Source organism: Pantoea sp. PNA 03-3, assembly GCF_003201175.1.
Lineage (GTDB): Bacteria > Pseudomonadota > Gammaproteobacteria > Enterobacterales > Enterobacteriaceae > Pantoea > Pantoea stewartii.
Genome location: NZ_QICO01000006.1, coordinates 96,729 through 121,294, shown reverse-complemented (window position 1 = coordinate 121,294; position 24,566 = coordinate 96,729). Strand labels below are relative to the sequence as shown.

29 protein-coding genes are annotated in these 24,566 nt (G+C 53.9%); 11 read left to right on the top strand and 18 right to left on the bottom strand.

Annotated elements, in window-relative coordinates:
* Positions 1-207 precede the first annotated feature (207 nt).
* A complete protein-coding gene (locus C7433_RS16765) occupies positions 208-915 on the top strand; it encodes a DUF2076 domain-containing protein (protein ID WP_110268592.1) in 708 nt (235 codons plus the stop codon).
* 1 nt (position 916) lies between these two features.
* On the opposite strand, the gene C7433_RS16760 is transcribed toward C7433_RS16765, so the two are convergent.
* On the bottom strand, positions 917-1,366 hold the full coding sequence (locus tag C7433_RS16760) for a YaiI/YqxD family protein (protein WP_006117586.1): 450 nt from the start codon (positions 1,364-1,366) through the stop codon (positions 917-919).
* A gap of 280 nt (positions 1,367-1,646) precedes the next feature.
* Between C7433_RS16760 and proC the strand changes: the two genes are divergently transcribed.
* Positions 1,647-2,459, top strand: a complete 813-nt coding sequence (gene proC / locus C7433_RS16755; RefSeq protein WP_033738612.1) for a pyrroline-5-carboxylate reductase — start codon at positions 1,647-1,649, stop codon at positions 2,457-2,459.
* A gap of 47 nt (positions 2,460-2,506) precedes the next feature.
* On the opposite strand, the gene C7433_RS16750 is transcribed toward proC, so the two are convergent.
* The 3 genes from C7433_RS16750 to iraP form a co-directional block, all read right to left on the bottom strand.
* Entirely contained in the window at positions 2,507-4,039 is a 1,533-nt protein-coding gene (locus C7433_RS16750; protein WP_033738609.1) for an FAD-dependent oxidoreductase, read from the bottom strand.
* 223 nt (positions 4,040-4,262) lie between these two features.
* Positions 4,263-4,565, bottom strand: coding sequence for a PsiF family protein (locus tag C7433_RS16745; protein WP_006117589.1), 303 nt, complete (start codon positions 4,563-4,565; stop codon positions 4,263-4,265).
* Positions 4,566-4,681: 116 nt separating this feature from the next.
* Positions 4,682-4,936: an anti-adapter protein IraP gene (gene iraP, locus C7433_RS16740; protein ID WP_006117590.1), complete on the bottom strand. Its 255-nt coding sequence runs from the start codon at positions 4,934-4,936 to the stop codon at positions 4,682-4,684.
* Between the two features lie 699 nt (positions 4,937-5,635).
* Between iraP and C7433_RS16735 the strand changes: the two genes are divergently transcribed.
* Positions 5,636-5,887: a biofilm development regulator YmgB/AriR family protein gene (locus C7433_RS16735; protein ID WP_006118140.1), complete on the top strand. Its 252-nt coding sequence runs from the start codon at positions 5,636-5,638 to the stop codon at positions 5,885-5,887.
* 12 nt (positions 5,888-5,899) lie between these two features.
* Here C7433_RS16735 and C7433_RS16730 read toward each other — a convergent pair whose 3' ends face one another.
* Both C7433_RS16730 and C7433_RS16725 read right to left on the bottom strand, forming a co-directional pair.
* Positions 5,900-6,220, bottom strand: a complete 321-nt coding sequence (locus tag C7433_RS16730; RefSeq protein ID WP_006118139.1) for a hypothetical protein — start codon at positions 6,218-6,220, stop codon at positions 5,900-5,902.
* Positions 6,221-6,428: 208 nt separating this feature from the next.
* Positions 6,429-6,725, bottom strand: a complete 297-nt coding sequence (locus tag C7433_RS16725; protein ID WP_033738606.1) for an I78 family peptidase inhibitor — start codon at positions 6,723-6,725, stop codon at positions 6,429-6,431.
* 481 nt (positions 6,726-7,206) lie between these two features.
* Here C7433_RS16725 and C7433_RS16720 point away from each other — a divergent pair, with 481 nt between their 5' ends.
* Both C7433_RS16720 and C7433_RS16715 read left to right on the top strand, forming a co-directional pair.
* A complete protein-coding gene (locus tag C7433_RS16720) occupies positions 7,207-7,854 on the top strand; it encodes a CPBP family intramembrane glutamic endopeptidase (RefSeq protein ID WP_033738779.1) in 648 nt (215 codons plus the stop codon).
* A 91-nt stretch (positions 7,855-7,945) separates the two neighbouring features.
* Entirely contained in the window at positions 7,946-8,959 is a 1,014-nt protein-coding gene (locus C7433_RS16715; RefSeq protein WP_146212567.1) for a LacI family DNA-binding transcriptional regulator, read from the top strand.
* A gap of 25 nt (positions 8,960-8,984) precedes the next feature.
* On the opposite strand, the gene C7433_RS16710 is transcribed toward C7433_RS16715, so the two are convergent.
* From C7433_RS16710 to C7433_RS16695, 4 genes are all read right to left on the bottom strand, one after another.
* Positions 8,985-10,415 (bottom strand): glycoside hydrolase family 1 protein, encoded by a 1,431-nt coding sequence (locus C7433_RS16710; RefSeq protein ID WP_110268590.1) that lies wholly within the window; start codon positions 10,413-10,415, stop codon positions 8,985-8,987.
* Positions 10,416-10,427: 12 nt separating this feature from the next.
* Positions 10,428-10,742 carry a PTS lactose/cellobiose transporter subunit IIA gene (locus C7433_RS16705; RefSeq protein WP_006118134.1) on the bottom strand — a complete coding sequence of 105 codons (315 nt, stop codon included), beginning with the start codon at positions 10,740-10,742 and terminating at the stop codon, positions 10,428-10,430.
* A gap of 3 nt (positions 10,743-10,745) precedes the next feature.
* Positions 10,746-12,056, bottom strand: a complete 1,311-nt coding sequence (locus tag C7433_RS16700) for a PTS sugar transporter subunit IIC (protein WP_110268589.1) — start codon at positions 12,054-12,056, stop codon at positions 10,746-10,748.
* An 85-nt stretch (positions 12,057-12,141) separates the two neighbouring features.
* The gene (locus C7433_RS16695) at positions 12,142-12,450 is read right to left on the bottom strand and encodes a PTS sugar transporter subunit IIB (RefSeq protein ID WP_006118087.1); all 309 of its coding nucleotides are present in this window, start codon (positions 12,448-12,450) and stop codon (positions 12,142-12,144) included.
* Positions 12,451-12,851: 401 nt separating this feature from the next.
* Between C7433_RS16695 and C7433_RS23770 the strand changes: the two genes are divergently transcribed.
* Both C7433_RS23770 and C7433_RS16690 read left to right on the top strand, forming a co-directional pair.
* A complete protein-coding gene (locus C7433_RS23770) occupies positions 12,852-13,022 on the top strand; it encodes a hypothetical protein (protein ID WP_006118086.1) in 171 nt (56 codons plus the stop codon).
* 107 nt (positions 13,023-13,129) lie between these two features.
* Positions 13,130-13,360, top strand: a complete 231-nt coding sequence (locus C7433_RS16690) for a hypothetical protein (RefSeq protein ID WP_006118085.1) — start codon at positions 13,130-13,132, stop codon at positions 13,358-13,360.
* Between the two features lie 304 nt (positions 13,361-13,664).
* On the opposite strand, the gene C7433_RS16685 is transcribed toward C7433_RS16690, so the two are convergent.
* From C7433_RS16685 to C7433_RS16665, 5 genes are all read right to left on the bottom strand, one after another.
* Entirely contained in the window at positions 13,665-14,093 is a 429-nt protein-coding gene (locus C7433_RS16685) for an OsmC family protein (RefSeq protein ID WP_006118083.1), read from the bottom strand.
* A 45-nt stretch (positions 14,094-14,138) separates the two neighbouring features.
* Positions 14,139-15,326: an FMN-dependent L-lactate dehydrogenase LldD gene (gene lldD / locus C7433_RS16680; protein ID WP_006118082.1), complete on the bottom strand. Its 1,188-nt coding sequence runs from the start codon at positions 15,324-15,326 to the stop codon at positions 14,139-14,141.
* Positions 15,326-16,096 (bottom strand): transcriptional regulator LldR, encoded by a 771-nt coding sequence (gene lldR, locus C7433_RS16675; RefSeq protein ID WP_033738599.1) that lies wholly within the window; start codon positions 16,094-16,096, stop codon positions 15,326-15,328. Before lldR ends, lldD begins: the two co-directional genes overlap by 1 nt.
* Entirely contained in the window at positions 16,093-17,748 is a 1,656-nt protein-coding gene (gene lldP / locus C7433_RS16670; protein ID WP_110268588.1) for an L-lactate permease, read from the bottom strand. The genes lldR and lldP overlap by 4 nt, the downstream gene beginning before the upstream one ends.
* A gap of 219 nt (positions 17,749-17,967) precedes the next feature.
* Entirely contained in the window at positions 17,968-19,077 is a 1,110-nt protein-coding gene (locus tag C7433_RS16665) for a cyanate transporter (protein ID WP_110268587.1), read from the bottom strand.
* A 138-nt stretch (positions 19,078-19,215) separates the two neighbouring features.
* Here C7433_RS16665 and C7433_RS16660 point away from each other — a divergent pair, with 138 nt between their 5' ends.
* Together C7433_RS16660 and dbpA are read left to right on the top strand one after the other, a co-directional pair.
* Positions 19,216-20,076 carry a LysR family transcriptional regulator gene (locus tag C7433_RS16660; RefSeq protein ID WP_110268634.1) on the top strand — a complete coding sequence of 287 codons (861 nt, stop codon included), beginning with the start codon at positions 19,216-19,218 and terminating at the stop codon, positions 20,074-20,076.
* 734 nt (positions 20,077-20,810) lie between these two features.
* Positions 20,811-22,190 (top strand): ATP-dependent RNA helicase DbpA, encoded by a 1,380-nt coding sequence (gene dbpA / locus C7433_RS16650; RefSeq protein ID WP_110268633.1) that lies wholly within the window; start codon positions 20,811-20,813, stop codon positions 22,188-22,190.
* 33 nt (positions 22,191-22,223) lie between these two features.
* On the opposite strand, the gene C7433_RS16645 is transcribed toward dbpA, so the two are convergent.
* Positions 22,224-22,616, bottom strand: a complete 393-nt coding sequence (locus C7433_RS16645; RefSeq protein WP_006118076.1) for a YgiW/YdeI family stress tolerance OB fold protein — start codon at positions 22,614-22,616, stop codon at positions 22,224-22,226.
* 161 nt (positions 22,617-22,777) lie between these two features.
* Here C7433_RS16645 and C7433_RS16640 point away from each other — a divergent pair, with 161 nt between their 5' ends.
* Entirely contained in the window at positions 22,778-23,740 is a 963-nt protein-coding gene (locus tag C7433_RS16640; protein ID WP_006118075.1) for a chemotaxis protein, read from the top strand.
* 58 nt (positions 23,741-23,798) lie between these two features.
* Positions 23,799-23,933 (top strand): hypothetical protein, encoded by a 135-nt coding sequence (locus C7433_RS24050; RefSeq protein WP_255421330.1) that lies wholly within the window; start codon positions 23,799-23,801, stop codon positions 23,931-23,933.
* Between the two features lie 114 nt (positions 23,934-24,047).
* Here the strand turns inward: C7433_RS24050 and C7433_RS23945 are convergent, their stop codons facing one another.
* Both C7433_RS23945 and cspA read right to left on the bottom strand, forming a co-directional pair.
* Positions 24,048-24,221 (bottom strand): cold-shock protein, encoded by a 174-nt coding sequence (locus C7433_RS23945; RefSeq protein WP_110268586.1) that lies wholly within the window; start codon positions 24,219-24,221, stop codon positions 24,048-24,050.
* A gap of 3 nt (positions 24,222-24,224) precedes the next feature.
* Complete coding sequence (gene cspA / locus C7433_RS16630; protein WP_006118073.1) at positions 24,225-24,437, bottom strand: RNA chaperone/antiterminator CspA; 213 nt, start codon at positions 24,435-24,437, stop codon at positions 24,225-24,227.
* Positions 24,438-24,566: the final 129 nt, after the last annotated feature.

Here is a 24,566-nt window from a genome sequence, read left to right as displayed (position 1 = left end):
ATGATGGCGGCCTCTACCCATTGAGCGTATTTTACGCACAGTCAGACAACGCATTACATTAAACTTTTTATAAACAATGAATTAACCATGCACATTTTGTGCATGAACACCGTATTTTTGTCTCTGCAACATTTGCTTACCGCCACGAATTTACATTGCTGCTTATCGCCCCCATATACTGTTTACAGTCGCAACGGGAGAGTAATCATGCAACGCGAAGAACAACAACTGATTGAAAATCTGTTCAGCCGTTTGAAACAAGCGGAAAGCCAGACAGCGGCGCGCGATGCTGCTGCCGAACAACTCATCAAACAACACCTGCAGGAACAACCAGGCGCGCCCTACTACATGGCGCAGGCCATTCTGATTCAGGAAGCGGCCCTTAAAAAACTTAATGAACGTATTAAGGAAATGGAAAACCAGCTGGCGCAACAACAGGCGCAGCAGCAGCCGAAGAGCAGCGGTGGATTTTTATCCAGCCTGTTTGGCGGCGGCAGCGCCCAACCGCAGCCAGCTCAGCCGCAGTGGAACAGTGCGCCGCAACAGGCACCGCAACCGCAGCAACCTTATGCCAGCGCCCCGGCGCCACGTGGCAGCGGCTTCCTGGGCGGTGCCCTGCAAACCGCCGTTGGGGTGGCAGGCGGTGTAGTCATGGCCGATATGCTGACCAGCATGTTCCATCATTCTCAGCCGCAGGAGATCGTTAACATCATCAACGAGCAGCCGTTGCCGCAGGTGGACGACAGTCTGAATACCTTCAACGGTGGCAACGATCAGTCGTTCCTTGACCAGAACGGGGCGGATAATCAGTCGTTCCTGGATCAAAGTAACGGCTGGAGTGATTCCTACGCCGACAACGGCGACCTGAATGATTTTGGCGGCAATGACTTCGACGACGACGACAACTTCGTCTGATTTAGCGCTGGCGTTGTCGGAGCCAGCTGTCTAGTTCATTGGCAAACTGCTGGCGGTCCCGTGGGCTTAATGCGGCGGGGCCGCCTGTCTGAACACCGCTGGCGCGCATGGTGTCCATAAAATCGCGCATGGTCAGTCGTTCGCGAATGGTTGCTGGTGAATAGCGCTCCCCGCGTGGATTCAAGGCTGCCGCGCCCTTCTCAATCACTTCCGCGGCCAACGGAATATCGGCCGTAATCACCAGATCGCCGACGTTTACGCGCTTAACAATCTCATTGTCCGCCACATCAAATCCCGCAGGCACCTGTAGTGTTCGCAGCCAGGGCGAAGGTGGCACCCGCAGGGACTGGTTAGCCACAAAGGTCACCACGGTTTGCGTTCTGTCCGCTGCCCGGTACAGCACGTCCTTAATCACGTTAGGACAGGCATCAGCATCAACCCAGATAGCCATCGTTATTCCTTGTTCTGCAAAAGAGTGACGATGGTAACCTGTTTTGCTGATCGGGTTGAGTGAAAAACACAGCCCTCTTTAACGCAGAACCTGCTTTAGTCGACCTGGCTGCACCGCCCCTGCGCCTTAATGCGCAGCGCACCGCGCCATGTCCTGGCACGGTTAAACGCCTCCGGTCAGCGGGGGGACAGCAGGCCGTTCAGCACAGGGCTAACTTGTTATTAATCCTGTCTGCAGTAAGCTACATCGTTGATATATGTAAACAGCGAAGGAGACGGTGATGCAGGAAAAGAAAATCGGATTTATTGGTGGAGGCAACATGGCCAAAGCCATCATTGGCGGCCTGATAAACAGCGGGCAAGTTGCACCGTCAGCGATCTGGATTTATGACCGTAAAGCCAGCACTAATCAGGAAATGGCCGAACAGTACGGTATCCATGCGGCTGAGAGCGCAGAAGCGCTGGCGCAGCATGTTGATGTCCTGTTTGGTGCGGTAAAACCGAACGTCATCCTCAGAGTTCTGAATGATCTCGCCACCTGCATGAAAAAAGAGACGCTGGTTGTCTCCATTGCGGCAGGCGTTACCCTGGACAATCTGGCCTCCGTACTGGGACACGATCGAAAAATCATTCGGGCCATGCCGAATACCCCGTCTCTGGTGGGAGAAGGGATGACCTCGGTCACGCCCAATGCGCTGGTTGAACAGAGCGAACTCGATGAGGTCGTTGCAATGTTTAAAAGCTTTGGCCAGGCCGCGGTAGTGGATGAATACCTGATTCATTCCGTGGTAGGCGTGAGTGGTTCGGCACCGGCTTACGTGTTTATGTTCATTGAAGCCATGGCCGATGCTGCGGTGGCTGGTGGCATGCCGCGGGCGCAGGCCTACCAGTTTGCGGCACAGGCCGTAAAAGGTTCGGCACAGATGGTACTGGAGACCGGCAAACACCCGGGCGAGTTAAAAGATATGGTATGCTCGCCGGGCGGCACCACGATAGAAGCGGTCAAAGTTCTGGAAGAAAAAGGTTTTCGCTCCGCCGTGATTGAGGCGATGCAGCAGTGCATGGCGAAATCAGAGAAGCTGAGCCGCAGTTAACCCGCGGCGTCTGGCAACGGCAGTGCGCGTTGCCAGGCGCATCCCCACTAGCCGGCGGAACGGTAGTCCTGATAAAGCGCCAGCGCCTGCTTCACCGTCATGGGTTGCTGCATGTTGTCAACCAGCGCGGCGGTCAGAGTGTAAAGGCCACAGGAGAAAATCGCCGCCAGTTGCCCTTCTTTGCCATAAAACGCCATGAATTCCTTTTCTTCCAGCGAGCCCACCGACTGGTAGTCATCCCAGTCCGCCGCATGGCCAAGATATTCATAGCGCGTACCATAGTGCGCGGTCCAGAAAAACGGCACCCGATCAAAGTGACGGATATTGCCCAGCATATTGATGGCCGCTGTCTGTCCCTGTTGTTCGGCAACACGAAAGTGTTCGATTCGTAACGGCCCCTGGGGAGAAGGATACGTGGCGATATCGCCTGCCACCCAGACATTCTCGGCCACCCGGAGTTGTTCGTCCGTTTGCAGACTGCCATCCTCCAGCAGCGGCAAATCATGAATAAAGTGTGTGGCGGGTTTAACGCCGGTCGCAAACAGCACCACATCGGCGGCAATATGCTTGCCCGTTTTTAGTCGTACCGCGTTAACATGGTCTTCGCCCAGCAGGGCATCGATCTCGCCTTCGATAAACTTTACGCCGTTCGCCTGATGGAGCTGATAAAAATAGCGACCCACGGCTTCGCCAAACTGTTTCGCAAACGGCAGCGGATGACGCGCAATGACGGTGACATCAATGTCGCGATTACGCAGTGAGGAGGCCAGTTCCATGCCGATAAAGCTGTTGCCGATAATGACAATCTGTTGAGTGTCATCGACCGCCTGCAGTAAGTCTGCGGTGTGCTGTTTACTGCGCAGGATATGAACGCCAGCAAGATCGCGCCCGGCCAGCGCAGGTTTGACGGGCGCGCCACCTGTGGCAATCAGGAGCTTATCGAATTGCAGCGTCGTACCGTCAGCAAATATTATCCGGTGCTGATGGTTATCAATCCGCTCCACGCGCTTTTGCAGGCGTTCTACGTGCGCCATGATGTCCTCACCCAGCAGTGAGGGCACCTCATCGATGTCCATTTTGCCCGAGGGGACAAATTTGGTTAACGCCGTGCGATCATAGGGTGCATCAGGCTCCTGCTCAATCAGGATCAGCCGCCCTTTAAACCCCTCGTGACGTAACCGCCATAGCGCCGCACTCCCGGCTGCGCCACCACCCAGCACGACAAAGACCGGCGCAGCGGCTCCACTGCCTATCGCAGTCGCAGGCGACATGGCTTTGGGATTCACCAGAACCGCCTCGTTTTCAATGCGCACGGGATACTGTTTGAGATCGGCCAGCGCGAGCGGCTCACACATTTTGCCACTGTCCAGTTCAAAAGTGGCTTTATGCCAGGGACAGATCAGCCGGTTTTCACAAATGGCACCCTGCTCAAGGGGTGCGCCGGCATGGGGACACTTCGCCTGGTAAGCGTGTACGTTGTCGCCATCACGAATTAACAGCAGCTCTGTTTCCCCGAGCTTTTTTTTAACCGGCTGGCGGTGCGGTAAATCCTTCAGAGCGACCACAAATTGATAGTTCACGACATAGCTCCTTCTCCGACTGTCACGGCTGAACGCGCAGATCAACAGGGCTTCTGCGCAAATGCCTGTAAACAGTAAGTGTGGCAAAGGATCGGCCAGACTCCGGTTTTAACGTCAGGATTTTTTGCTAACTGTTTGTTTAAGCGGAAATTAAAAATACGTGAGGATGTGACAGCGCAGGCAGGAGAAAACTAAAGCGGCCACCGAAATGGCCGACCGAACGTTAACTTTTCTTCAGACACTGACTCATGAAGGTTTTGCGTGCTTCCCCCGTCAGCTTTTTATCACCGGCCTGCAGATTACAGGTTTTCATTTTTACCTGCTGCGGCGACATGTCGGCGACCTTACTGTCCTTTTTCAGGCAATCGCTCATAAATTTCTTTCGCACATCGCCTTTCAACGCTTGTGACGTGGCATGTTCATTACACATGGCCATTTTTTGCTGTTGTGGCGTTTTCTCAGCCGCACTGGCGCTGCCGCCCACCAGTAAGCCTGCTAACACTAGCGTCATTAAACCGCGTTTCATTGTATTCACTCCCTCTTGATGAAAACAGATTAATTCTGGCACGTTACACGCTATACGGAATACGTTTATCAGGGAATAAGGCAGAGATCGCAAATCTGAATTGTCGGTGGCACTTTTCAGATACGCGGACGATTAAGTAAGCGCGTGACATAACGTTTTAGCAGGACCGTATTTTTATCATTATGATCTACATCGGCATTCATCATGGCGGTTTCAATACTGCTGACGATAGCGTGATGCTGCTCGGGTGGAAGCAAACGCAGCATCGCGGTAACCACGATTTCCAGCGCTTCGATCTGTGCAACCTGCTCTTTTGACGCCTCTTCTTTTTCTGCCAGGGTGATTAGCAACTCAGCAATCAGGTTTTTCATGCCGGGGCCCCTTCGTGTAAGACAAATAAAAATTAGCATTCGTCAGATTAAAAAACAAAGTGATTTTTCAGCCCGCTTTGCGCCCGACTCAGGCCATTTTGTCGCAACGGTTTTATTGCATTTATTTTGCCGGAAAACGAAACGTTGTTATCGCAATGAAATAACACGCTGACTCACTCAGTCGAAATAAAATAAAGATTCCCGGCTGGCTTTTTTTAGCAGAGATTCTTTTCTTACAAGCGATAACGGCCGTTTTCATTCCCGTTAACGTGAGAATAATCTCCCCGCGATTGCGGGCAGTCGGTCCCCCTGTTCCTTAACCTTCCACCCGGACAACAGGATCCTCACGGCCCGATAATGACGGGCTACTCAGCCCTTTGGCTGCGCCAAAAACGCACCTGATTCAGTGCAACAGCTTGTCTTTCTTCAAGATAATCTGAAAAAATGGCTTATTGCATATTGGCACTATTCGATTTTCACTCATCACATCTGAAAAATATTTCAGGCTGTTACTGACAATCCTCTCTGGCCCACCTATGTTTAAAAAACCGCCAGGTACGGGCGGGACGTTGGCTGTTCTGACCAACGAAACGCTCCCGATAAAACCCTTGCCGTTCTTTCCGGGAGCCCATCATTCAGTAGCTTCTGCCTGCTGCGCCGTTGCGCACCGGGCAAAGGGTCTGTTTGCGGAGACGGGGAATGAGCGTCCAATCTAATAGTGCCAGTCGTGCTATCACTGATTACTTCAACAGCCCGGACTGGAACGTGCTGCCGGAGTCCGATCTGCTGGCCGTTATCCTGCGTGAACTGATGGAAGCAGGCCAGCCGACAACGAATAAGGCAATAATCGCACGCGTCATTAATAAACTGGAGTTTGAAGGGGATGAGCAGCGCCTGCAGCGTTACCGGGGTTTACTGGCCCAGTTGATGGAAGCGCGGCCACGTGAGTAGGCCGCCTTTATGCTATTTCACCCAACGGAGCTGACGGGCTTCACTTACACTGGCACGGCCGCTGCTGCGTTGAAACAGGCAGAGTTCACGCCCACGCCGGTTTTTCATTTGCTTCTGTGGGTAATGCCCCTCAAGTAACAAGGCGCTGTAACCCACGCTGTCATCATAGTCGATGGGCTGTCCCACGATTTTTACCTTACTTAGCGTACTGGCATTAATACAGGCCTGCCGCATGACCTGTTGGTTTTCCTGCCATGCCGTCGGGCTGGAAGCCAGTGCGACCGGACTGATCAGCAACAGTAATGACAGTGAGAGGCGTGGACGAGAGTACATGCGTTGCTCCTTCCAGACTGAGCCAGAAAAAAATTCCCGCCAGAGCGGGAATAAACAAGACGAGCATTGCAAATTGATGTGACGAGGAAATCCCGATCCTGCTGGCTCAGTGCGACCAGACGACCACAGGCTGAAGACAGCAGAATACCGGCCTTATCTTCCCCTATCCCCATGACACCTCAATGACAATGCGCGGTTTATTTAACGCTTAACCACAATAGACCTGGGTGATAGTACCGCTTTTGTCTGCCAGAAAGTTCAGGCGGGCGAAATTAAAATCCATCGTGACGGCAGAATTCCACGGAATGGCGCGCACCTTCTGACTGAAACGCTGTTGCTCAAGGGCGGACAGCGGTTTGCCGACAAAGTTTTGGTAATGAGAGGCACCGCAACTGTCCGCTTCCTTGCCGGGCGGGACGGCTGCCGTATCAGGCTGCGTGGTGGACTGACAGGCCGTCAGCAGTAAGAAGCCGGTTGCCACCAGCACTTTTCCGTAATGATTCACGTATGTTCTCCTGTAACCGTGTTAAACCCTGACCTGAAGCGTAACAAGCCCCACCACCGGGTTGAATCGTTAAAATCAAGCGATTCACACATTATTAAGCATTAAATGCTGCCTTATTGCCAGATAACCAGTGTAAAGGCACTTACCGTTCAGAATTTCAAATACAAGACGCTAACCTTACTAAGAATTATCTTAGGAGGCTACTATGGAACTTGTGATTTTTATCTGCTTTGCCGTTGTGATGACACTGATTGCGGTTCGGGTGCGATAAGCGGCCCGTTCGCGGGTGCGGTTTGACGCCTGACAGGCTGGGCGACCTGACAGGCGACAAAGTGTAACGCAGGCAAAGCTCTGATTTTTAACTAATTAACCCAGACTCATTTACGTAGCGTAATAAACAGCTAACATTGTGTGATCGGCTCTCTCGACAGCGATTTGAGGCATTGCTACTATGCGCTTATCTTCGCTGGCTGGGTCGCCTATGAACACCAATTCCGACAGAGTGACGTTGACACTGTTTTATGTCGGCAGCTTTGTTGTTTATTACCTCGTTACCATGTTGATTACCCTGTTTCCTAATTACGGTATTCTGCGTAATGACGGTTTACTGGTGCCTGTGCTTTGCCTGTTTGAATTTGCCGTTATCTATCCGCTGTATCGCTTTTATTGCCAGCGTCGTACCGATATTCCTCTGGGCTTTTTGCGTTCCGGTCAGACTTTACTGTTTATTGGCGCGCTGTTTATTTTAATGGTGGCACAAACGCAGTATTTGCAGCCGGAAGGCTGGCTGGTCGCACAAACTCAGCAGGGGCCCAGTTCGATGCTTATCCTGCTGTTGACCGCCGTCTTACTGGCTCCTGTGTTTGAGGAAGTGTTGTTTCGCGGCTTTTTATTACAGGGATTTCTGTTGTGGGCACCTAACAGCCGTTTTGCCTGTGTATTACTGACCTCGTTACTGTTTGCGCTCATGCATACGCAATATGTCCACTGGGAAACGGTGGTGGCGCTGACGCTGTTTTCTATGCTGCTTTGCTACGCCCGTCTGCGCAGCAATACGCTGGCCCTGCCGGTCTTTCTGCATACGCTGAATAATCTGATTGCGATTCTGCCTGCCTGGTATTTCGCCTGATCCCGCTACCCTTTTTGTTACCGGGTCATCACTAACCTGCGTAAAATCAGCGTGTATCTTTTACTAACAGGGAAGGATGGTCAGAAAGCCCATGATTACCATGCTGGATGTGGCCCGCAAGGCCGGCGTCTCTAAAGCCACCGTCTCGCGCGTGCTGGCGGGAAATCGCTACGTCAGTAAGAGTACGCAACAGAAGGTCTTTCAGGCTGTGGCGGAAACCGGTTATCGCCCTAACCTGCTGGCACGTAGCCTGGCGACGCAGAAATCCCAGAATATCGGGCTTATCGTTACCCATTCTTTATTCAATGGGCCTTACTTCAGCGAATTGCTGTTTCAGGCTGCTACGTTGACAAATAACTATGGCCGGCAGCTTATTCTGGCGGATGGAAAAACCAGCGCTGACGACGAACGCGCCGCCATTGAGTTTTTGCTCGACCTGCGCTGTGACGCCATCATTATCTACCCCCGTTTTCTGGATACCGCGGCGCTGGATGCCATTATTGAGCAACACGCCATTCCCGTTATGGTGGTGAATCGTCAGCTGCAGCGTCATCCGGCACACTGCGTCTGGGCCACCCATCAGCAGAATACCTTTCAGGCCACCCGCTATTTGATTACGCGCGGCCATTACGACATCGCTTTCATTACGGGTCTGGCAGGCTCACCGACCGCTGCGGCCCGCCTGGCCGGTTATCAGCAGGCGCTTGACGAGCATGGCTTAGCGGACCGTGCGCTGATCGTGCAGGGTGAATGGACGCCCGCCAGCGGCATGGCGGCGGCAAAAACGCTGCTTGAATCGGACATGCCATTTAGTGCACTGATGGCCAGTAATGACGATATGGCTATTGGGGCCGCGCTGGCGCTGAACGCTGCGGGCAAACGGCTGCCGGAGGATGTCTCCCTGCTGGGCTTTGATGATATTCGTATGGCGGAATTTTTTCTGCCGCCGCTCACCACGGTACATGTGCCGGTCGCAGAGATGATTCAGCACACGCTGGCGCAGCTGGTGGCGATGCTGGAAGGGGAAGCGGTCACGGCCTTGCCGCCGTTTAGCGGTCACCTGATCGAACGGGCCTCGGTCACTGACGGGCCTTATAAACAGTAAGGCGCGGCATCCCTGCCGCGCACCATCAGTAGTCGACTGAATCGTTCAGCGTTGCGCCATTACTACGAATCAGTTTCTGGTACCAGAAAAAACTCTTCTTACGGTAACGTGCCAGATCCTTTAAATCTTTTTCATCGCGGTTGACGTAAATAAAGCCGTAACGCTTGTTGATGCCCTGATGCGTACTTACCAGATCTATTGCCGACCAGGGACAATAGCCAAACAGTTCCACACCATCGGCAAGTGCCAGCTGCAGTTGCGCAATGTGTTCGCGCAGATACGCAATACGGTAATCATCATGTACCTTATTATCGGCCTCCAGCCGATCAAAGGCACCCAACCCGTTTTCGGTCACGATAAGCGGCAAAGCATAGCGGGCATAAATCTGGCGCGCCGTAATGCGAAAACCCACCGGATCGATATACCAGCCGAACTGATTTTGCCGGAGATGCGGATTATCACATCCCACATAAACCGACCGATCAATGCCCGCCATTTGCTGATCGGGCCGAGGTTTATTTTCGCTTTGCTCCCCCTCGCCTTCGGCCCCCACCGTCGCGGACGCATAATAATTAAAGGCGATAAAATCCGGCTTGCCTGCGGCGATGATAGCCATGTCATCGTCTTCGATCGTCGGTAACCAGCCGCGCTGTTTCAGGAAAGCCCAGACCACGGCGTTATAGCGACCATGGACCGCCAGATCCAGATAGAGCCAGTTGCGAATTGCAGAGAAATTGTCGGCTGCCAGCACATCTTCCGGCCGCGCACTGGCGGCATAGACGCAGGAGATATTGGGTGCCGGGCCAATTTTGGCATCCGGCAACCGTTCATGGCAGGCGATCATCGCTTTTGCCTGTGCCAGCATCATATGGTGATTCTGCTGATACAGCGTTTTCTGCGGATCGGCGGTGCCGGGTGGCAACGTACCAATCACATCGCCCTTGAGGATCATCATGTTCTGTTCGTTGATGGTCAGCCAGTACTTAACCTGACGACCATAGTGCTCAAAGCAGGTGATGGCAAAACGCTCAAAGGCCGCCACTGTACGCCGTGAAGACCAGCCGCCCGCCTGCTGCAACGCCCAGGGCAAATCAAAATGATAAAGGGTGACCAGCGGCGTAATGCCGTACCGACAGAGTTCATCGATCACCTGCTGATAAAAAGCCACGCCCGCCGGGTTCAACGCACCATCGCCCTCGGGATAAAGACGGCTCCAGGCAATGGAAAAGCGGTAGGTTTTTAATCCCATCTCCGCCAGCAGCGCGATGTCCTCTCTGAAACGATGATAGTGATCGCTGCAAACGGTAAAATCGGTAAGATCCTGATGGAAGGTTGCCTGGTCAATGACGGAAGGCCCTTTGCCCTCTTCATTCCAGGCCCCTTCAACCTGATAAGCTGAGGTGGACGCGCCCCAGAGAAAGTCCCTGGGAAACGCGGGCAATGTCGAATGTTGCATATAACCTCCTGTTTAACGTGCGGCTAACTCCCGGCGCAGTTGAATGATCTCCTCAGCCAGTTCGCGACAGAGCATTGCGTTCATCAGGTGGTCCTGAGCATGGACCATAATCAGACTGACCGGAATCTTTCCGCTGCCCTCATCAGCGCCAATGAGTTGCGTCTGCGTTTGATGGGCTGCTTTGGCCGCCGCGGTTGCGGCACTGAGCATACTGTCCGCCTGCGCCCAGTTTTGCTGCCGCGCCGCCCGCAACGCCTCCATTGAACAGGAGCGAGCTTCGCCTGCCTGGATAATCAGTTCGATTACCGTGCTTTCATCAATTTCCATGGGTTACTCCTTAACCGGTTGCGCTGCGGCAGAGGGTTGCTCTTGCTGCAGCAGTTGACGCTCGTACATTTTGAAAAACGGGTAGTAGATCAGCGTGGCAATAGTGACCAGCACGGCAATCAACACAATGACGCGCCAGTCCCAGCCGGTTGACCAGGCGGCCCCAATGGGGGCGGGCGTCGTCCACGGAGCCAGTGAGATCACGTGATTAATCAGGTTCGTTTTGGTGGCGATCCAGGCAATGACGGCGTTGACTAACGGGGCAAGAATAAAAGGGATAAACAGAATGGGGTTCATCACGACCGGTGAACCAAAAATGACCGGTTCGTTGATGTTGAACATGCTGGGCACCACACTCAGTTTTCCAATCGATCGCAGATGTGCTGACTGACTGCGCAAGTAAAGCAACACCAACCCCATCGTCGAACCGGAGCCACCGATAACAATAAAAAACTGCCAGAAGGGTTCAATAAACACGTGGCTGACGGGTTCTCCCGCGTTCAGCGCCTGCTGATTCAGACCGAGATTGGTCAGCCAGAAAGCCTGCAATATGCCCCCGACAATCACCGCCCCATGAATGCCTGCAAACCACAGCAGATGGCACAGCAGTACCGCCACCAGCACGGCAGGCAGCGAATCAGAGGCAGAGATGATGGGCGAGAAAATGGCCATGATGGCCTGAGGCAGCAACATACCGAACTGCGCCTGCACCCACAGGCTCAGGGGAAACAACGTAATAAAAATCGTGATAATCGGGATGAGCAGATCGAACGACTGACGGATCTTCGGCGGCACCTGCTCGGGCAGTTTGAAACCGATGTTGTATTTCTGCAGAATGTGCATCAGCTCCGTCGCAAAGAGCGCGACCAGAATGGCGGTAAAAATGCCCTCCCCGCCCAGCGAACCAACCGGCAACGTTTTGCCGCTCTGCGGTGCCGCCACCACCAGAAACGCCATCAGCGACAGACTGGCCGCCATAAAGCCATTCATCTTATAACTGTTTGCCAGGTTATAGGCGATGGCACTGGCGATATAGAGCGCCATAATGCCCATCGTCATGTTGTACGGCATCATGATTTGTTCTTCATGCGCCTTTACCATGCTCAGCCACCACTGTGCGAACGCCCAACTGCTGTCTGCCGAAAAAGGCGGATGAGCAAACAACAGCATAAACGAGCCCACGATCAGAAACGGCATGGAGGCAATAAATCCGTCCCGGATAGCGATGACATGACGCTGGCTGGAAAGACGGCCCGCCAGTGGGCTAATACGGTTTTCGATGACGCCGAATAGAGATTCACTGAAGTGGCTCATTGCCTGACTCCTTGCTGAGGCAAAAGAGAATAACCTGCCTGACGCAGTACGGGTTTCGCGTGATATATCCCGGACCTCCCTGGTGTCAGGTATGAATAAGCTTTAGTGCGTCGCTTAATATTTTTTCACCATTCATCATGCCGTAATCCATACTGTTGATGACCGCAACCGGCTTGCTGTATTGCTGGGCGATCGGTTGAAAATCGGCCAGCTTGTATTTGATTTGTGGCCCGAGCAGGCAGCAGTCGTAATCGGCGATATCGTCTCTAAACTCTTCAATCCCCACAGCTTTTATCTCGACGTCCAGCCCTTGCTGTTGCGCCGCCTTTTCCATTTTCTGCACCACCATACTGGTGGACATGCCCGCAGCACAGCACAGTAAAATCTTCGTCATGGTGTATTCCTCTTTGTGGTGAATGATTAACGAATACACAGGGTGAAAATTTTCTGCAACCGGTTTCAGATTTGCGTATCAGAAGTGTGAGAAATATCAAAACGCGAGCATTAAAGAGGTTCAGGACGAATAAACACCTGAATAAGCCTTATCAGGAAGCCCGTTTCTCGTCATGCTGAAGCTATAAAACGGCGGTTCGCCCACCCATATCGTCGGCGCTGTCCATCGCAGTGATGGGTAAGAATTCACTGCCTGATAAGCGGGGAACGCGTATAATTGCTCAGAGCAATCCGATACCGACTGCCGTGACACAGGCGTCCGACGGCAATTAGCTATACTGGTGATATATAAAGGAACACTCACCCTTCTCGCAGTACGCGGACCGGGATAAGGAGTCGGTTATGTTAATTGGTTTTGTGTTATTGGTCAGCGCGTGTGGACACGATGCCTGTGAAGCTTTACCGGTATCAGAACGCATTTATCCGACGAAAACCGCCTGTGAAGTCATGGCAAATCGTATCCATAAAGTGCGTCCTAACGTCGTGCTGATATGTGGCGAAGTGCATCGTTAAGAAAGCGGTACAGGGCGAATGGCACAAAAAGTAGCCGATGACATTGCAAGGTTGCCGCTTAACGTTCAAAATATAAGCTGTTCTACACCAACACAGTCGTGAATCCCATGAAAAGTAGTCGTCCCCGCCGTCCTACCGGGCGTTGGGTTTATTACATTTTGTATGAAGGCATTCTGTGGCCCTGTCCGGTTCGCTGGGAATGGGAAAGCGGATACGGTGGCTGGCTGCCGTTTTACTACTCACCTACGTTTGAGTTTGTCGCGGGCGATCCCGGCAAGGCGTACCGTATTGCGCGCACGGATGTACGTGTGAAGCGGAGTGAAGAGATTTACGCCTGATTGCTGTCATGCATTCCATGGCAGCCACGAGGCGGTAAGAAGGAAACAGATTACCTCCAGCAGCAGTACCACCATCAGCAACACGCCGAGTTTGTGGCGCGACAGCCAGGATTTCAGCCCCATAGCATTGCGGCCCTGTGGATCAGCAGCAGTCCGCCACCCATGCTCAGCAAAACCCGCCCCCCTTTTCCGTCTTTTTTGCCATTTCAGTGTCCCTCTGAAGAAAGCGAAAATGCGCCCTGAGGCGCATCCGGATGCTGCAAGATTACCGCTAGAGCAGCCAGAAGGCGACTCAGGTACGCAATCAGTTGTTCAGCGTGTAATCGAGTGTGATCTCTGCATTAAGCACCTGCGAAACCGGACAGCCGGCTTTAGCTTTATTGATGATTTCATCAAAGGTGTCGTTATCAATGCCCGGCAGCGAGATGGTGCTGGTCAGCGCCACTTTCGTAATCGCGAAGCCTTCACCTTTTTTGTCCAGCGACACATCGGCACTGGTATCAATGCTTTCAGGTTTATGGCCTGCGTTACCTAACATGAGCGACAGTGCCATTGAAAAACAGGCGGCATGTGCTGCGCCGATAAGCTCTTCCGGATTGGTGCCTTTCTGCCCTTCGAAACGGGTGTTAAAGCCGTAAGGTTGCTGGTTCAGTACACCACTTTCTGTGCTGACTGTGCCTTTGCCTTTGATATCGCCTTCCCAATGCGCCGAACCTTTCTTATGAATGGTCATATCATTCCTCCTGTTGGTAAAGAAGGTAAGTATAGACAACGTCGCTCAGTTTGCCGGGCATGAGGCCGGATGCAGGGCCACTTCGCCCAGCAACGCATTCGCCTGCACCAGCGACGTCTGGTTGATATCGGCTATACACTTCGCGCCTGTTAAGGTCATCGCGACTTTCATTTCGTTTTCAATCAGCGTCAGCAGATGTTCGACGCCACGTTGGCCATGTGTGGCCAGCGCGTAAACAAAGGCCCGTCCCAGCAGAACAGTATCTGCGCCCAACGCAATCATGCGCACCACATCAAGCCCATTACGGATGCCGCTGTCGGCAAGAATCGTCATATCCCCCTTCACCGCATCCGCGATGGCCGGTAAGGCACGAGCCGAAGACAACACGCCGTCCAGCTGGCGTCCGCCATGGTTTGAGACCACAATGCCATCGGCACCAAACCGCACCGCATCGCGGGCATCTTCCGGATCCAGAATGCCTTTAATCACCATTGGCCCGTCCCAGAACTCACGGATCCATTCCAGATCTTTCCAGGAAATCGACGGATCGAAATTCTTTGCCAGCCAGCCAATATAGTCTTCCAGCCCGGTCGGTTTGCCCAGATAGGTGGAAATATTGCCCAGATCGTGTGGTCGGCCCTGTAGCCCAACATCCAGTGCCCAGCGTGGGTGCGTGACAGCCTGCCAGTAGCGGCGCAGGGCCGCGTGCTTGCCGCTCATGCCCGAGTGCGCATCGCGATAGCGTGCGCCCGGCGTTGGCATATCAACGGTAAATACTAATGTTGTACAGCCCGCCGCTTTTGCCCGCTCAAGGGCGTTACGCATAAAGCCGCGATCGCGCAGCACATACAGTTGAAACCACATGGGCCGACTGATTTGCGGTGCCACTTCCTCAATCGGGCAAACGGAGACGGTCGATAAGGTAAACGGAATCCCTTTGCCCGCCGCAGCGCGCGCGGCCTGCACTTCCCCACGACGCGCGTACATGCCACACAGCCCAACCGGTGCCAGCGCGACGGGCATGGACAGCGTTTCACTGAACAGCGTGGTTTCCAGGCTGAGCGCCGACATATTCCGGAGAATGCGCTGGCGCAGCGCCACGTCTGACAGATCGGCAACATTCCGCCGTAGCGTATGCTCTGCATAGGCACCGCCATCCAGATAATGAAACAGAAAAGGCGGTAAAATGCGCTGCGCGGCGGCGCGATAGTCACTGGCGGCAGAGATGATCATCAGCGGTTTTCCTTGTGATTGTGCAGGTCATGACCCGGCAAACGCGTAATTCGCGCCTGCCTGGCTTCGTCTTCATCAAGTGTTTTCATTGTGGTGTGAACAAAACCCAGATGATCCATAGCGGCTGACCGGGCAGCCTCGGCATCGCCCAGTAAAATCGCGTCGAGCATCGCCCGGTGCTGATCGGTCAGGCGGTCAAAAATCACGGGTCTGATGTACATCAGCTTACGACTGTGCAGCATGGACGAGTGCAGTAAATCGAATAATCCCCGCATGGTTTGCAGCAGCACGATGTTATGTGAGGCTTCTGCGATGGCCAGATGAAAGCGCAGATCGGCCTGCCCGGCCAGATGGGGATCGTCACTCTCTTTCATCGCCAGCGTGGCATCAAAGGCGTACCGCAGACGCTCTTTATCTGACTCGGTAGCCCGTAGCGCCGCATGCCAGGCCGTGCTTCCCTCTATCGCATGGCGCGCTTCAAGAATGTCGTAACGGTAGTCCGGATCGTTGGCGAGAAGCTGACGAATGGGCTCGACGATGCGCTGCTCAGACCAGGGCTCCTGCGGCTGACGCAGCCAGGTACCGTCACCGCGCCGACTCATCAAAACGCCGCTGCTGATCAGTTGCTGAATAGCTTCACGCAGCGACGAACGGGAAACGCCCAGCGCGGCCGCCAGCTGACGCTCGGCGGGCAAACGCATGCCCGGCTCAAGCTGATGATCGCGGATATAGTGCTTAAGCCGCATCGGTAAGGGATCGTTTGGTGTCATGGGATCATCCAGGGAAAAACGTAAGCCTGCAGCGTGGTCATCACCCCAACCAGGCCGGTAAAGATCAGGCTGTGCTTTACGGTGAAGCGGAACAGATCGGACTCTTTGCCGACCAGACCGACCGCTGCACAGGCAATAGCGATCGACTGGGGAGAGATCATTTTACCGGTGACGCCACCCGTGGTATTCGCTGCCACCAGCAGGATATCGGAAACGCCAATCTGCTGCGCCGTGGTGGCCTGCAACGCGGCAAACAGCGCGTTGGAGGAGGTATCCGAACCGGTAAGAAACACGCCAAGCCAGCCCAGAAAGGGGGAGAAAAAGGTAAAGGCATGGCCCGTGTGCGCTAAGGCCAGCGCCAGCGTGGCTGATAAACCCGAGTAGTTCGAGATAAAGGCAAAGGCCAGCACCATACCAATGGAGTAGATGGGCAACATCAGGGATTTCAGTGTTTCGACAAATGTCCCGACTGCCGCTCTGGGTTTCATTTTCAGAAAGATAATCGCCACAATTGCCGCAATCAGAATGGCAGTGCCGGTTGCAGACAGCAGATCCAGTTTAAAAATGGCGGGCCAGGCGCTGGGCTGTGCCACAACCGGCGGTATCCGGGTAATCCAGTCATGCAGGCCAGGGACGGGAATGCTCATCACCCAGTTGGCCAGTGCACCCCCTTTGGCAAACAGCGCTTTAAAAGGCGGGATACTCCACAGCGTTACCGTTGCGGTGAGAAACAGGAAGGGCATCCAGGCGCGAATGACCTGCTTTGTCGTATACGTCTGCTGACGTGCGGGTTGCGTCGCCGTCTGATTTTCGGCATCGCTGAAGCGAAAGATGCGAACCGGCTGCCAGACGCGCAGAAACAGAGTCAGGGAAACCAGTGATGCCAGCGAAGAGATAATATCGGGTAACGCCGGGCCCAGGAAATTTGAACTCAGGGATTGGGCTATCGCGAACGACCCACCCGCAACCATCACCGCCGGCCAGGTTTCTTTCACCCCGCGCCAGCCATCCATGATCGCCATGATCCAGAACAGCACGATGACGGTTAAAAAAGGCAGCTGGCGTCCGGCCATCTGACCGATGGCAAAGCTGTCCAGACCGGTAACCTGCCCGGCGACAATAATGGGAATACCCATCGCACCAAACGCCACCGGCGCGGTATTCACGATCAGGCATAACCCTGCGGCATAAAGCGGATTAAAACCCAGCCCTACCAGCAACGCAGCCGTGATCGCCACCGGCGCACCAAAACCTGCCGCGCCCTCTAAAAAGGCACCAAAGGAAAAACCGACAATCAGCATCTGTAAGCGCTGATCCGGCGTGATCGACAAGATGGACGCGCGAATGATATCGAACTGCCCGGTCCTGACCGAGATTTTATAGACAAAGACCGCGGCCACGATAATCCAGGCAATGGGCCACAGGCCGTACAGGAAGCCGTAGGCCGCTGAGGCCAGCGCCTGCTGCCACGGCATATGATACAGCAGCAGCGCAACTCCCAGCGCCAGCATGACAGTGATGGTGGCAGCCTGATGGCCTTTCATCTTTAGCTTAATCAACGCAAAAAAGAAAAACAGAACAGGCAGTAACGCAATCAGGCTGGAGAGCCAGATGTTATTAAGCGGATCATAATTTTGCTGCCAGACCTGCATGCCGTTATCTCCAGAAAGGTGATGAGAGCGATGCGCGACGGGCATAAACACAGGGCGCATCTGTCACGCCCGCTCTGCTTATTGGTCCTACCAATTTTGCCAGTTGGGGCTTATCCGTTACAGATACTTAACCCGCTGTTAACCCAAGGCAACAGTTACGGCTTTAATTTTAACGTTATGTGAACCACTGAAAAGGTTTAGCTGTTTTGGTCGGACCAATCACGGTTGTGTAAAGGCGTATTTGTAACTTTGCGGATGAAAACGCAGATTTAACCCGACCAGTCCAATCGTAACGCCGCACTGGAGCCACCAGATCGTGGAGAAATCCCCGGTCAGTGCATGCAACTGACCGGCGATAAAGGGCATACTGCCGGCAATAATAAAGCCAATCCCTTGCATGAACGCCACCAGTCGCCCGCCCGCCTGCGGATGCGCCAGATGGTCCAGCGCCAGCACCAGCGCCAGGGGAAAAGCACCACCCAGACCCACGCCCGCCATTCCCACCCACAGCCATGGATGGTAAAGCGGTGCAAACAGGAGGCCAAGCATACCGCTTAGCTGAAAAATCAGCGTTAACAGCAACAGCGGCCGTCGATCCGGGCCGCGCGTCGACAGCGGAAACACCATCGCCCCGGCGACCTGGCAGGTAATCATCACGCCCAACAGGCTTCCGCCCGCCTGTGCGCTCCAGCCGAGTTGATGGTAGAAATCAGGCAACCATGCTACGCAAATGGCATAACCGCCATTCACTAAACCAAAGCTGAGCGCCAGCATCCAGGCGCGCGCGTTGCGCCATAGTGAAGGCATCACGACCGACGCGCGCGCTGGCGACGTCACCCCGGGCATCCACGCCCAAAGCAGGATGGCCAGCAGCGCAGGCACGGCCCAGCTGCTGAGGGCCATCTGCCAGCTCAGGTGAGCACTTAACCACGGTGTTAATGCTGCACCCAGTCCGCCCCCGCCCATCAGGGCCGCAGACCACAGCCCGGTCATCATCGCACTGCGTTGTGGAAAGCGTTGGCGGATAAAGCCCGGCATCGCCATTTGCACTATCCCGATACCAATGCCGCCCGGTAGCGTGCTCCCTACCAGCGATTCGCCTTGCGCTACAAAAAGGCGGCTGAGGAGCGCCAACACTAACAGCGCCAGTCCGCCACACAGCAGTCCGCGCAGTTGAACACGCTGCATAAGTGGTGCGCTGATTAACGCTATCGCTCCCATCATCATCATGGGAATCGCAGGCAGCAGTGACGCTGCCAAGGCGGAGAGCCCAATGCTTTCGCGTAACTGATCCAGCAACGGACTGACGGAGGTCATCAGTGGACGCATATTCAGTCCCGCCAGCACCAGCGGTAACGATCACAATATTCTCTTTTTTCATGGGCCATCCTGGAAGTAAACCTTGTCAGCCTGACAGCTGTGGTTACTATTTGGAAATGGAATATCATCATGACAGGCAGTGGAAAAATGAATCGCCAGCCTATGTTCACGCCCCAGCAGCTTCTGAGCTTTGTTGCGGTCTGCGAAACCGCCAGCTTCACCCGTGCCGCCGATCGCGTGCACCTGTCGCAATCAACAGTGAGCCAGCAGGTGCGGCGACTGGAAGAGAGGGTGGGAAAAGCACTGCTGGCCCGCTCATCACATCAGGTAACCGTCACGGAGGAAGGCGAGAAGCTGTTGGGTTATGCCCGCCGTATCATTGCCCTGAATGGCGAAGCACTCGATGTGTTGAGCGATAAGTGGCGCGATGGTGTGCTGCGGCTTGGCGTTCCGGAAGATTTTGCGGCCCCCACGGCTGCCCTGCTGGCGCAGTTCAGTCGCGAACATCCCCATATGCGGCTGGATGTGATGAGCGGGATGCAGGTAGAACTACGTCGGGCCTGGCAGCGGGAGGAACTGGATATCATGCTGATTAAGCAACCTTACGGTGAACGCCCGCTGGCTTCCCGACCCGAGCCGCTGTTATGGCTGGACAGCGCGGCATATCCCTGCTTTGAGCATTCCCCGGTGCCGCTAGTCCTGTTTCCTCAACAGGGACTTTATCGCGAGGAGATCTGCCAGACGCTGGATGGGCTGGGCCGCAGCTGGCGCATCGGTTACAGCAGTGCCAGCCTTGTGGCCCTGTCTGCCGCCAGTGCCCAGGGCCTGGGCGTTACGCTGTTGCCTGCCAGCTGTCGTCTGCCTGCACATCGTGTGCTGGGCAACCAGCAGGGCTTGCCGGTGATTGACACTTTTGAGCTGGCGCTGTTTTGTCGCCAGCCGGATGACGCGCTTCAGCGCCAGCTGGCAGAGGCACTGGTGACATTTGCCGATCTGCACTGGCAGTGAGTTTTTCACTGACAGGCAGTGGTAAAGGACTCTGTAAAACCAGAAACCGCGTGCAGATGCGGACGCGCCCCCTGTCAGAGAGCTGGCATGGGGCGCGGACAGCCGAATGAAGGCGACGCTAAACCCGAGCCTCCCTCGTCTGTGACATTAACGCCATCGCAAGCGTATAGAGATGGGCGCCATCAGAAGCCACCGGATCGTCTTCGGCATAACATCCAATCATAGAGGCCACTTTATCTGCCGATAAGCTTTCCCCATAGAGATGCAATGTCAGGACTGCACGACCTACGATTTTAAGTACGTCTTCATGCAAGATCTGCGGGATATTATTCAATGAAAAAATCCTCTGCCAGTAGTGATATCGATGTATCCTCCTCAATATAAAGGCGTTTACAAGTCGTTTTCATCTTCTCTTCTGGCGATACTTTTGCATTATTAATGCGTTAATTCCGTCGCAAATGCGGAATAATCTGATTAACTTTAAATTGTGTATTACAAAGAAAATATTAGAAAAAACATTCTTAATCTTAATGGCTTAGTCTATGTAAGCGGTTTCACACCTGACGCTTTAATTGATTAAAATTTCCCAACTAATCTTTTTCATCTTCAGTTTATTCTTAGATAAAAGCGCCGCCCGGCGCAGGGTTTGCAGGTTAACATTGCTGTTGTGTACGCTTTCTGACAGACTTGCGCTCGCAATGATGCCCCAACTTACAGCCGCAGAGGCCGCACCCGTGACCGCTTTTTCCTCGCTTAATTCTCTTCCCGATAGTCAGCTCGATAACCTGCGCGAGATGGGCTATACCCGCATGACGCCGGTCCAGGCCGCTTCGCTGCCCGCTATCTTAGCCGGACGCGACGTTCGTGCGCAGGCAAAAACCGGCAGCGGCAAAACGGCCGCATTTGGTATTGGCCTGTTGCATCATATCGACAGTGCGCGTTTTCAGACTCAGGCGCTGATTTTATGTCCGACGCGAGAACTGGCCGATCAGGTCAGCAACGTTCTGCGGCAGTTAGCGCGCTTCACGCGCAATATCAAAATCCTGACCTTATGCGGCGGCCAGCCCATGAGTGCGCAGCGCGATTCGCTGGTGCATCCGCCGCAGATTGTGGTCGGTACGCCGGGCCGTATTCTTGACCATCTCAAGCGCGAAACGCTGCAGCTCGACAGTCTGCGCACGCTGGTGCTGGACGAAGCCGATCGGATGCTGGAAATGGGCTTTCGTGATGATATGGAAACCATTATCGCCGCCACGCCCGCCGCGCGTCAGACGCTGCTGTTCTCTGCCACCTGGCCAGACGGCATTGCAACACTGAGCCAGCGCTTTCAACGTGATGCGCTGAGCGTCGTGACGGAAGAGGTCAGCGAACTGCCGGCAATCGAACAACAATTTATTGAAGCGACGCACGGCGAAAAATTGTCGCTGCTGATTAGCCTGCTCAGCGAACGCCAGCCATCGTCCTGTGTGGTGTTCTGCAACACCAAACGCGAATGTGATGATATTGCCGCCGCGCTTAACGCCCGCGATATCAGCGCCCTGCCCCTGCATGGCGATCTCGAACAACGCGATCGCGAACGTGTGCTGATCCGGTTTGCTAACGGCAGTGGTCGCGTACTGGTGGCGACGGACGTCGCGGCCCGCGGCCTGGACATCAAGTCGCTGTCGCTGGTGGTGAACTACCAGCTGGCGTGGGATCCCGAAGTGCATCTGCATCGTATCGGCCGTACCGCGCGGGCGGGCGAAGAAGGCGCTGCCGTGAGTTTTGTCGCGGCCGATGAAATGGCGCGCGCGCATGCGTTAGAAGATTTCCTGCAGCAGAAGCTGCCATGGGTTGCCGCCAGTGCGCTCAGGAAAAGTAGTAAGCCGTTGCCGGCAGCCATGATGACGATTTGCATTGATGGTGGGCGTAAGGCCAAGATTCGGCCCGGCGATATTCTGGGTGCGCTGACAGGAGAAGCAGGCTATCGCGCCGATCAGATCGGTAAGATTGATCTCACCCCGACGCACGCTTATGTAGCGATTGAAGCGGCTCAGGCAAAATCTGCGCTGGTCAAACTTAAGCAGGGCAAAATCAAAGGCAAAACCTGCCGGGCTGTACTGCTGAAAGACTAAAAGAAAGGGCGAGAATCATTCTCGCCCTGCCGATTATGGCTCATCGATCCGCATAACGTGCAGCGTGGTTTTGTCACCTTTTCCGTGCACTTTACCGCTGACGCGAACTTTGTCGTCAGCGGAATAGGTTTTGCCATCGAACGTTTTCTTCGGCGCAATAATGGTTAAAGTGCCGGTGCTGTCACGAAACTGATAATTATTGTCCGCGACTTTTTTTACGATATAACCTTCCAGCGTGACGTAACCGCCCTGGCGAAAGTCACGAATCTGATCGATGTGCGTCTGTCCTGTGTCTTCTGACCCTTTGTAGCCTGCATCCTGTTTATGCTGTGGCGGCGGCGTATCACCTGCCTTGAAGCCACCTTCTTCCGCGTAAGCCCCTGTGGTCGCTACCGCCAGTAAGGTCGCCAGTACTAATTTTTTCATCGCTTACTCCTTTATAGGGAAAAGTATCCATGCTGCGTTCTCACTGTTAAGCCTGGCACAATAATCTCTTAACGTGCGTTTTCCCCTCTCACCTTTTTCCGATGGCTGCCGATAACTTCATCACACCCTTTTTCACCTGCTGCGCTGACGCTGAGGCAACGATGGATAATTTTCAGAAAGAGATCGATGAGAGAGCGAATCTCGCCTTATCGAATAAGTTTGAGCTGCTGCTGTTTCGCCTTGGCTCTGACCAGTTAAAAGGTAAATCAGAGCTGTTTGGGATAAACGTATTTAAACTGCGTGAAATTGTTCCGATGCCGCCGATTACGAAAGCTGCGGGCATGCGTTCGCCGTTGCTGGGCATGGCGAGCATTCGTGGACAGTTCATTCCTGTTATTGACCTGCCTGCGGTAGCCGGTTGCGTGCCTGAAACGGGCCTGAACCTGCTGCTGGTGACCGAATACGCGCGTAATACGCAGGCGTTTGCCGTTGAATCCGTTGAAAACATCGTGCGTCTTAACTGGAGCCAGGTTCATACCGCTGAAGCTGGTATCGGTGGACGTAACATCACCAGTATCGCGTGCCTGGATGACGACGAACAAAAAAGCAATCTGGCCATGGTGCTGGATGTCGAACAGATTCTCTATGACATCATCCCGTCCGTTCGTGGCGTGGAGCCTGAAGCGCCGAAAGAGCGTCAGTATAAAATGAAGCCCGGTTCCGTCGCGATTGTGGCTGAAGACTCCAAAGTTGCCCGCCAGTTGCTGGAGCAGGGCCTGAAGAGCATGGGCATTCCTGCCGTCATGTGTAACACCGGCCTGGAAGCGTGGGAAAAAATCAAAGCGATCCACCAGCAGGCTCAGTCGCAGGGTGAATCCATTCACGACAAGATCGCGCTGGTGTTAACCGACCTGGAAATGCCGGAAATGGACGGCTTTACGCTCACGCGCAATATCAAGCGCGACACCACGTTGCGTCATATTCCCGTCGTGATCCACTCCTCACTTTCGGGCAGTGCTAACGAAGATCACGTTCGCAAAGTCGGGGCTGATGGCTATGTTGCCAAGTTCGAATTAAACGAACTGTCGGATGTCATTTTCAAAGCGCTGGAAGCCGCAAGCTAAAACGTAGCGGGCAGCACAACCCTGCCCTGCTGTCATCTAACGTTCAATACATGAGACTATGAAAATGCAGAGTGAAGCGCTTCCTGTCGTACGTAAACCCCTGTTCCGCGGGCGTTTACGTCAGCTGAGCTGGATTGCAATGGTGATAGCCTGTCTGGCGTTCTGGGCCGGCGTTCTTGTGCTGATGGTATAAGCGCAGCCTGGAAACCGGCTTCTACATTTCGCGAAAAGGGAATGAAAAAAGGCTGCCACTGGCAGCCTTTTTGATTACGGTAAATGCACAACGCTATAACGCTCTTTAGCCTTTTCAGAGCGCCTGTGGCTGACTCTGAGTTGCAATCCTTGTCGCGTTAATCTGAACAACGACCGTTTTGCAAAAAATGCATTTTGCTCCATGCGGGTTGGCTCTTGTCACATCGAAATGTGATGTACGGTACTGCGAGCCATTACAGTGAGGACACTTGAAACGCGTAATTTTCAGTCCTTAGAGACCAACAACGTTTGCAGCAGCTGGGCCTTTAGCACCATTTTCTACTGTAAATTCAACTTGTTGACCTTCATCTAAAGTACGGAAATCAGTACCCTGGATTGCAGAGAAGTGTACGAATACATCTTTGCTGCCGTCCTGAGGAGAGATGAAACCGAAGCCTTTCTCAGCGTTGAACCATTTAACGGTACCGCGGATTTTGTTAGACATGTTTAATTCCTTAAATAATTGAGCCTTCCGGCGTAATGGCCTGAGAACAGATTTCAATCAGAACGTAAGAGAAGACTCAAAAAGAAGGAATGTCTCGCGACAGGCTTAGAGATGAGAACTGCTGTAGAT